We start from the raw sequence: 8,195 nt of genomic DNA, 5'->3' as shown, positions 1-8,195 counted from the left end.
CGTACGCATACCTGAAGGACATCCTCGAGCGGCTGCCCACGCAGCCGGCCAGTCGCGTCCAAGAGCTGCTGCCGCATCGCTGGCAGGCCCCTCTCTCCACTACTTGACCCTGTCGGCCGTCGTCAAGACGGGATCACCGCGCGCTTACGATAAGACAGCATCGACGGGAAATATTGGCGGATCGCACGCAGAAACTCTCTTTCCTGATTGCTTGCGCACAAGTTCCGTCGAAAGTCGAACCCATCGGAAGCGGACCAGGTGCGAATGGAATATGTACTAACGATCGAAACGCGCTTCATCTGTGAAGCCTCTTGGGAAGGAGTGGACACAGGTTGTCGACCAATCGCGTCAGGAATTTGAGTCGCTATCTCAATACCAATCGGCAAAGGTTTCGCCGGCAAGCCAGTAGTCATCGCTAGCGTCTTCAGCGCGTCATCAATGTTCTGATTGATCATGACTCTTAGATCGTTCTCAACTAGCAGCAAGCTTCCGTTCATCGTAAGCCGCCATAGCGTGACCAGCGTTTTGGCAGTGACACTGCCCTTTTCGAAGCCACTACGCAACGCCGACGGAAGAGCAACTTGTGTGAGGGGTATCGCGGCGGGCTCAAATGCTACGGTGAGCACGTACTGCTCATATGCCGCCAGGAAGCCATCAAGATCATCAACCTCCAGTCGTCTTCTCATATGCTTGATCGCAGCACTTACTCGAATTGGTTTCACAAAGAACTGCACTTATGTTCGATAGTGGGCCTTCAATCTGTAGAAGGTTGATCGCCGGAATTGAGAGGAGCGATCACGGCCCGTTATAAATTTATGTGAATTAATGTTTATGTGATTGAGAGCATATTCGAAGTGACTCCTTCTGTGAAGCAATACACCTTTTCAAGTCTCTTGAAATTAGGTAATGACAAGCATTTCGGCGTACCTCGAAAGGGCATGAATCGCTATGGATACTCATGAACCTCTGTGGCTACGTGCGCAATTTTTGCGTTTTCGCCACAAAAGCGCGAAGCGCAAGTGCGCCGTCAGTATCGGGATGGCCTGTTGAATGCGATTTTTTGGGGTCCGGTTCAGGACGCTTCGGATGAGGCGCCCAAGTGTCCCCAGTTGCATCCAATCGAGACCCCCTGAGGTAACGAGCCTATTCCCGGTCAATTCTTCGGGAGAATGGCTGGTTAAAACAGTTTGGGGTTCAATATCTGTGAGGCGAGTTAATGCCCCTTAGCCCATCAAATGGCCGTTACTTGGTCTCGCCAGAGGACCTTACCTGTTCGAAGAACTCAAAAATCGAGAGGTTGAATGCACCGGCGATGACCTCAAGTGCATTGAGTGTTGGGTTGGCTTGACCCCGTTCAAGTCGGCTAAGGTAGGTTTGATAGAAGCCGCAGCGCTCACCAAAAACAACTTGGCTCATCCCGCTCTCAACACGGAGCTTGCGCACTGTCGTTCCCACTCTTAAGGCCAAGGTTTTCTTCACCTTGGTGAATATCTAGTCAATGCTCTAATTCGCATAAACACTAATTCATATATTTCGAGGGCATTGAAAGCGCTGATAACGAAAGCAGCTGCGCCATATCTCGGTAAAACGAAGACTGTTCGACGCGGACGCAGTCTGGTACCTTCACCCTAGCGGGATATCAGATATTCACCCGAGTCGGTAGGTGGCCTCGTGAACGCTCTTAGGTTTGATTTGGAACTGCTTGAGGACCCTGGCCCGCGACGGTATCAATCAGCGGTCCTCCGGTTGCCATGGCCACGACTGCGCCCAGCGCGGTCTAATGTTCCGAAAGCGTGTTCCCCAGTTGCCTGATGGTGTCAGATTGCTTGAGCAACTGATTCCGAAACTGCCTCAGGAACTGGGCGGCAAGATCGTCACGAGTGCTGAACGACTACAGGTTGAAGGTGATGATGAACGGGCCAGAGAGTTCGGTGTCAAGGTTTGGAGTGATGGAGAATCTGGTCCTTCTTGACCCGTCTGTTTTTTCAGTCAGACCGAGCCCGTGTCGTTGGCGCGAACTTCAATTGCTAGGCCTGCCTCCATCAAGGCGTCAAAGGGCAAGGCATCTCCCACCATGACTTCGTCGGCCACCATATTTTTGTAGTCATCGGCCAGCGCATCTCTTGCCGCTCCCTCAGGAACAAGCTTTAACTGCCCATTCGTGGCGGAAAAGTAATCGATGATCTCGCCAGCGACGTTCTTCTCACTGAAAAAATACGTCTTATGCTCGGCGACGGCCTGCGCCACGGCCCGGTCCGTCACTGACCTCTCGTAATACCCACTGCGTGCAATTGCCGCCAAGTCATGCCAATGTCGCGCATACCGTTCGCCGCGTATGCGCCCTTGGGCGCAGTACACGTGGGCCGCGGTGGCTTTCTCCCAAAATGTCCGCGCCACGCTCATCACCATCGGTGATGCTTCCGGAAATTGGATGCCATCAATCTGGCCTGCCATGTCGCAGGTCACCGGAAGGATGCCATGCGGTTCGCCGGTTGCTCGTCCTCCAAATTCCAGCAAAACGACTGGGGCCACATATCCGGTGCCCTGGTTGATCGGTGGATAGCTCAAAAGAAGCTTGTCTCTCTCCTCGCCACCGATCTTCAAGGTCGCTTTCAGCCCGTCCCGCTCCAATGCCGCCGCGAGGATGGGCTTCACCGATTCGGCAATCCACCCCGGAAGCCGATCACGCACGGCCTTTGTCCACTTGCTTGCCTGGCTCCGGCTTGTGGGCAGGTAGCCGTCATTGCCCGTCAAGTCGCCGATCAGCTTGCGGATGTCATAGGTGAGGTCGATGTCCTCTGAAAATCTCTCAATGATCTTGTAGGCCTTGGACAAGGAGGTGCCGCCTTTGAAGGTCAGGTCGGCGGCCAAGGGCGAGTCGAATAGGGCGCCCAACGCCCACACCACCCATACGTCCTTTTCTAGCAGATGGGTGGGCCGGCCGGTCGTTTGGCGAACCTGCTCCAGCACTTCGCGCTGGTCATCTGGGCTCAACGCAACGAAGCGTTCAGCCACGGACGGCTTCCTCACCAATTGCCCGCGCCATCCATGAAGGCAACCCTGCGCGCGCGCCGGCCAGTGCTTGCCATTCCGAAGAGGGCAGCGTGCGCCGCAAGGTGGCCAGCGACTCGTTGACATGAGACGGACCCATCCAAGCCAAGGCCCGCACGGCGGCGCCGGCCGAGCCTCCCAAGGCCAGCATCCAGCGTGGGGCATGGTTGACGGCAACTTCGGAGCGCCCCAGCCGCAGTTTGCGAGAAGGGCCGGAGGTCAGGTAGACCTCCCGGATCGGAACTTGGCGGGTGAGGCCGAGCGCGTTCGCCGCACTCGCACCATGCGGAGTCACGGTTTCCCCGGTACGGGTCGACAACGCCTGCACGACCTTTTCCGGCGAGGGCGCACGGGTGCCGAACCGGGTGGTCACCGGAGTCACATAAGTACCACGCGCAACGCGCAGCAGGCGCCCCTCTTTGGTCAAGCGTGAAAGTGCCTGATCCACAGCAGCCCGGGTCCCCAAATGCAGAAATTCCTTGGGCGACAGGACGCCACCCTCAGGCAGAGACTGAGCGTGCAACAGGATGGTTTCAGGCAGCTTGGACATAGTGGTACTTTCAGATATCAGAATTTTAGCTGAGTTTCTGACATTTAGCATGATCCGTCTCGACGGCATGCAACCCAAAGAGGTTGACGACTGAAGAAATTTGCACCAAAATGACATTGACGAAATTAAGGATCTGCACAAAATGTCTCTGCCATTGCCCTCCACCTTCAATTCCGGCCTTACCTCGGCCCGCCTTCAATTGGTTGCGCAGTGGCTGCTGGAAGAGCTGTACGCCACGGAGGATGACCTCGTCCGATCTACGGACAATGGATACAGCCGAGGTTGCACGACATTCATGCGCCAGAAAAATCGGATCATCGCGGAAGCTTTCTCTGGACGGCATTCCTGGCTGGCACTGACCAACAGCAGCAACGCGCTGGTTTTCACGGTATCAGGCGTACCCTGCCGGTTTAGCAACGACGATCCTGCGAACCCGTCCAAAGATGCAGTCCTCACAGCCAACCGTTATCAGTTTGACTTTATGGAGTTCACCACGCCTGGCGAGCCCGGCCGGTTCTGCTTCATCATCGACCGCGGCCATGACGAGTCTGCCGAGCCGCGCGTCGAATTCCTGGGCTTCGCACCCAGTGGGGAAGTGGCATGCCGCTGGGAATCAGACAACTTCCGCATCCTTCGAGTCGAATCCCAGGAATCGCTCGCTCCCACAGTGCATGTGGCTAAACCCCAAGTCGCACCCAAGCGCCGCGACGAAGGCGACGCTACCTCCGAAGCCGCGCAATGAGCGAGTTTGTTGGAACCAACCTTCGACTCATCCGCCTCTTTCACGATCTGTCACTTACAGAACTGGGAGAGCAGGTCGGCGTATCCAAACAATTTCTCAGTCGGGTCGAGACCGGTGCGGAAGTCGTATCCGCCGCTCTAGAAGCTGCGTTGGCCGAGTCCTTGGCGGTGCTGCCTGACTTTTTCTATCACATCGACCCCAATCCCATCGTTGATGAGCAGTGCCACTTCAGACGGCAACTCACGACAAAGGTCGCGCTGCGCCAAGTGGGGCGAGCCCGTGGCGAGATTCTGAAACGCCTGGTGGGTGTGCTGGACGAGCACGTCGAGCTGCCACGCTACCAAGTGGGCGAAGCCGATCCCGAAACCCCCGAAATGATCGAGCATGCGGCCGAACGATTTCGGTCGCTGTTCGGACTGGGTCTCGGACCGTTGAGTAACGTTACGCGCATCGCAGAAAATGCCGGTGCCGTGGTACTGAAGGTACATGGCCTCGCGCCTGAAATCGACGCTGTCTCCTTCGCTACTAAACGCCCCGTAATCGCGCTTAACGGTGATGGTCGATCCGCTTGCCGTGAGCGCTTCGGAATAGCGCATGAACTGGGCCATTTCTCACTGCACATCGGTGTGCTGACCGGCGACCGCCTGACGGAGGCCCAGGCCAACCGCTTCGCCAGTGCACTGTTGCTGCCTCGCAGCACGTTCACCACGGAATGTCGAGTCGCCTTGCGCGGCACGCGGCTGAACTGGACCGGCCTCTCCGAACTCAAGCTGCGCTGGGGGGTATCCAAGGCCGCCATCATCTTTAGGGGGCGGCAACTAGGGGTGTTCTCGGATGACCAGGCGCGGTCTGGCTACGTAGGCCTCAATCGCCATGGCGAGGCCGTTAAGGAATCGGAAGACCATCTCATGGTCAACGAAGAACCCGAAGTCATCGCCGAGAGCTTGAAGGTCATGCGAGAACACTTTGGCGTGCCGCAATCCGCAGTGGCCAGAGAGATGCGCGTGCAGCCCAAATTGCTGCAGGTGCTTCTTGAACCATCACAAGCCCAGGCAACCGGCAACGTCGTGAACTGGACCGGTTCGCCGTTAAAGGCTGAGCGCGCCACCGAGTCAACTGACTTTGTTGAAGGCAAGCCAGGAGCTACTGTGCTGACTTGGCCGAATGCCCGTCCACGCTGAGCATGTACGAGTCCACGTCACCGAAGCGTCAGCAGACGCTCAAGTTGGCGATCGATAGTGAGACTGGTGAGTCTTATAGCTTCGGAGGCATTGCTGGAATTACCGGAAGCCGAATTCACCGGTCTCCGGAGGGAAGCTATGGCCGCGCGGTTGGAGCGTCGCCGCGGCGGCACCGCGATGCGATTCCAATGCGCCATCTGCCGTGGACCTCTGTATTTGTCCCGGCACATTCGAGGGTGGCAGAACCGATGGTTTGCACACGATGGCCCGGCCGAGCACTGTCCTTGGTACGAAGGTAAGGGCAATATTTAGGATGGCGTGGAGCTGCTAGAGCGGCCTGCCGTAGCGGTTCGCTATGGCAAGGGCAAGGGATTGCCCGTCACGTTGACCAACGCCTTCATGTCAGGGAAACGAAGTTCGATGTCTACAACGGTGACTTCAAGTCGCTCAAGCAGCGCATCACTATCATCATCAGCGCTGGTTGTAATAGTTGTGACCGTGTTCTTGGCCGTCGCTAGACCAACGGTTCAGAAGTTCGTTGGCCACCTCTTCGGCAGCTGATGTATCTTCCGGTAACATAAGCTGCCAGATGGAGGTCACATGGCAACGACAGTACAGGAATACGCGGCGGAAATTGACGTGAAGCAGCTCGTGCACTTCACGCGCGAGAGCAGCCTTGATTCCATTCTGCAGCGGGGTCTGATCACTCGAGACACCCTCACCCTGGAGGGATTCGCAGCTTTCAACGACAACGTGCGTGCAGACTACACACACGCGGTTTGCGTGTCGATTGGATTCCCGAACTACAAGATGTGGTTCGGGATCAAGAAGGACAACCCGGATGTCGATTGGGTGATCTTAGTCATTGCACCCACCGCTTTGTGGGAACTCCCTTGCGCGTTCTGTTCAGCGAATGCTGCGCTTGGGGCCGTTGCAGCCATTCCCATCGCGCAGCGTCAAACGCTGCAAGCCTTCCAGGGCATGTACGCAGACGTGCCAGGCAAGGAGCGGGTGAAGTTGGGCATCCCTGGCTACTGGCCCACGAACCCGCAGGCTGAGGTTTTGATGCTCCAGGGCGTTCCGAGGAACTATATTCGAGGCGTGATCGCCTTAAACAACACTCAGGAACAACGACTCCGAGCGAAGTACCCAGGTCTACAGGTCTGGATGCATGCTGGCTACTTCCGGTATCGCAAGGACTTCGCATTCTGGAAGGCTGGTGTCTGACGTGGCGACCCGTCCGGTCTTCACGCCATCCACAAGCGGCAAGCTGCTCGTGTGGACTCACCACGTTGATTTTGAGTGGTTCCCTGGCATGGCGAAGGTACAGGCGCAGAAGTCCATTGCGTCTTTGCATCAGAACGCGATGCGGCAGATCGGTGTTGACAAGGTACTTGAGATTTCGAGCAAGTCACTAGACGAGCTTGGTGTTGCCCTCAGTGCCTTCAATCTCATGATCCGAACGCCGAAGGGGCGCGAATACAGCCTTGAATGCGCGTATCAGTCGGCCAAGGTATTTGAACGTGGCGGGCCGTTCCTTGACCTACGCGAAATGCGTTCAATCGACGCAAAACGTGACCCGCGGTTGCTCCAACATGGGCGGCTTACCAAGTTCACGATTTACGGATGCGATTGGGACCTTCAGCCGCGCACTGCGTTCTATGACTGGCTTTATATCAATGCTCTGCACAAGCATCCAGAGTTGGCAAAGCAGGTGCTGGAGTACCGCGCATTTTCAGACATTGCATTCAATCCGGAGCGGTCGATTAACTGTCAAGCGTATGCTGCTGCGCTGTACGTGTCTCTGCATCATCGAGAGTTGCTGACCTCAGAGGTCTTACGGGACAAAGAGGCATACCTGTCTGTCATATCGACTGGCGCTGTGAGCAACGCTCATGAAAACAGCGAGCTTCAGGTCCGCTTAGATGGAGTCGGTTGAATAAGCGGTGGGACTCTCTGACAAGGCACCTGCGTAAGGTAGGCGGTGGTCGTATGCGCAGCCAGCTAGATTCGTTGGAGGTTCGATCGCGCGTGAGCGATGCCACGTTGATCTGCCGAAGAGCTGTCGGTCATCTACGACTGCTTCTGGCCTAAACCGGGCATAGAAATCGTCAATTTGAACGCGCGATACCCGACGTTCGTAACGTCGGGCAACTGCGGCGCGTCCGCGGGCGCTGCCAGCTGGCAACCAAGCGGAGGACGACGCTACCCGACTCATCCCGACTATCTTCGATCGCGAGGTGGCCGCCCGCTCTCTCCGCGCTGGTGTAGACCGTAATCTCAGCGGCAGGCGGTGGCACGCTAAGCCTGTGAACGTTTGACTCTTCGGGTACCTCTGCTGGCGACAAATTCAGACGAGGATGACCCTTGGATGTACCGCGTGGTCATCGCGGAACGGATTGCCGCGGCCGGTGGTCCGAAGCCGCCCTTCCGGCGGCGTCGGCGCGCTGCCGCCCACCATCGCGCCAGTCGACGAGTTCTCGCGGATTCGCGATCGAATTTTGACGCGCATGGTCGAAGTGCCGTAAGCGCGCGGTGATCCCGTCTTGACGACGGCCGACAGGGTCAAGTAGTGGAGAGAGGGGCCTGCCAGCGATGCGGCAGCAGCTCTTGGACGCGACTGGCCGGCTGCGTGGGCAGCCGCTCGAGGATGTCCTTCAGGTATGCGTAC

Annotated in this window: 11 protein-coding genes; 5 read left to right on the top strand and 6 right to left on the bottom strand. The window is 57.1% G+C overall.

Going from position 1 to position 8,195, the window contains the following annotated elements; all coding sequences use genetic code 11:
• Positions 1–107 (top strand): transposase domain-containing protein (locus tag B7G53_RS21980; RefSeq protein WP_141396335.1); only part of this gene is annotated, 107 nt, incomplete at its 5' end.
• 15 nt (positions 108–122) lie between these two features.
• On the opposite strand, the gene B7G53_RS21975 is transcribed toward B7G53_RS21980, so the two are convergent.
• The 4 genes from B7G53_RS21975 to B7G53_RS21960 form a co-directional block, all read right to left on the bottom strand.
• Positions 123–686 carry a hypothetical protein gene (locus tag B7G53_RS21975; protein WP_217992644.1) on the bottom strand — a complete coding sequence of 188 codons (564 nt, stop codon included), beginning with the start codon at positions 684–686 and terminating at the stop codon, positions 123–125.
• A gap of 556 nt (positions 687–1,242) precedes the next feature.
• A complete protein-coding gene (locus B7G53_RS21970) occupies positions 1,243–1,443 on the bottom strand; it encodes a helix-turn-helix domain-containing protein (protein WP_255250131.1) in 201 nt (66 codons plus the stop codon).
• A gap of 546 nt (positions 1,444–1,989) precedes the next feature.
• Positions 1,990–3,015 carry a nucleotidyl transferase AbiEii/AbiGii toxin family protein gene (locus B7G53_RS21965; RefSeq protein ID WP_141396433.1) on the bottom strand — a complete coding sequence of 342 codons (1,026 nt, stop codon included), beginning with the start codon at positions 3,013–3,015 and terminating at the stop codon, positions 1,990–1,992.
• On the bottom strand, positions 3,008–3,601 hold the full coding sequence (locus B7G53_RS21960; protein ID WP_141396432.1) for a DUF6088 family protein: 594 nt from the start codon (positions 3,599–3,601) through the stop codon (positions 3,008–3,010). Before B7G53_RS21960 ends, B7G53_RS21965 begins: the two co-directional genes overlap by 8 nt.
• A 100-nt stretch (positions 3,602–3,701) precedes the next feature.
• On the opposite strand from B7G53_RS21960, the gene B7G53_RS21955 reads away from it, so the two are divergent.
• From B7G53_RS21955 to B7G53_RS21940, 4 genes are all read left to right on the top strand, one after another.
• Complete coding sequence (locus B7G53_RS21955) at positions 3,702–4,343, top strand: hypothetical protein (protein ID WP_096671727.1); 642 nt, start codon at positions 3,702–3,704, stop codon at positions 4,341–4,343.
• Positions 4,340–5,524 (top strand): XRE family transcriptional regulator, encoded by a 1,185-nt coding sequence (locus B7G53_RS21950; RefSeq protein ID WP_096671725.1) that lies wholly within the window; start codon positions 4,340–4,342, stop codon positions 5,522–5,524. The genes B7G53_RS21955 and B7G53_RS21950 overlap by 4 nt, the downstream gene beginning before the upstream one ends.
• A gap of 600 nt (positions 5,525–6,124) precedes the next feature.
• Positions 6,125–6,751, top strand: coding sequence for a DarT ssDNA thymidine ADP-ribosyltransferase family protein (locus tag B7G53_RS21945; RefSeq protein ID WP_096671723.1), 627 nt, complete (start codon positions 6,125–6,127; stop codon positions 6,749–6,751).
• A complete protein-coding gene (locus B7G53_RS21940) occupies positions 6,744–7,463 on the top strand; it encodes a DarT1-associated NADAR antitoxin family protein (protein WP_255250130.1) in 720 nt (239 codons plus the stop codon). Before B7G53_RS21945 ends, B7G53_RS21940 begins: the two co-directional genes overlap by 8 nt.
• A gap of 411 nt (positions 7,464–7,874) precedes the next feature.
• On the opposite strand, the gene B7G53_RS22945 is transcribed toward B7G53_RS21940, so the two are convergent.
• Both B7G53_RS22945 and B7G53_RS21935 read right to left on the bottom strand, forming a co-directional pair.
• Entirely contained in the window at positions 7,875–8,036 is a 162-nt protein-coding gene (locus B7G53_RS22945) for a hypothetical protein (RefSeq protein ID WP_176491447.1), read from the bottom strand.
• Positions 8,037–8,089: 53 nt separating this feature from the next.
• A partial coding sequence (locus B7G53_RS21935) for a transposase domain-containing protein (protein ID WP_141396335.1) occupies positions 8,090–8,195 on the bottom strand: 106 nt, incomplete at its 5' end.

This window comes from Polaromonas sp. AET17H-212 (assembly GCF_002379085.1).
Taxonomy (GTDB): domain Bacteria; phylum Pseudomonadota; class Gammaproteobacteria; order Burkholderiales; family Burkholderiaceae_C; genus Polaromonas.
The sequence above is the reverse complement of the archived record's forward strand: the minus strand, read 5'-3'. Positions and strand labels throughout refer to the sequence as shown.

Coding starts and splice junctions, on each gene's coding strand:
- B7G53_RS21975 (WP_217992644.1), bottom strand. CDS start 686: ATGAGAAGACGACTGGAGGTTGATGATCTTGATGGCTTCCTGGCGGCA.
- B7G53_RS21960 (WP_141396432.1), bottom strand. CDS start 3,601: ATGTCCAAGCTGCCTGAAACCATCCTGTTGCACGCTCAGTCTCTGCCT.
- B7G53_RS21950 (WP_096671725.1), top strand. CDS start 4,340: ATGAGCGAGTTTGTTGGAACCAACCTTCGACTCATCCGCCTCTTTCAC.
- B7G53_RS21945 (WP_096671723.1), top strand. CDS start 6,125: ATGGCAACGACAGTACAGGAATACGCGGCGGAAATTGACGTGAAGCAG.
- B7G53_RS22945 (WP_176491447.1), bottom strand. CDS start 8,036: ATGCGCGTCAAAATTCGATCGCGAATCCGCGAGAACTCGTCGACTGGC.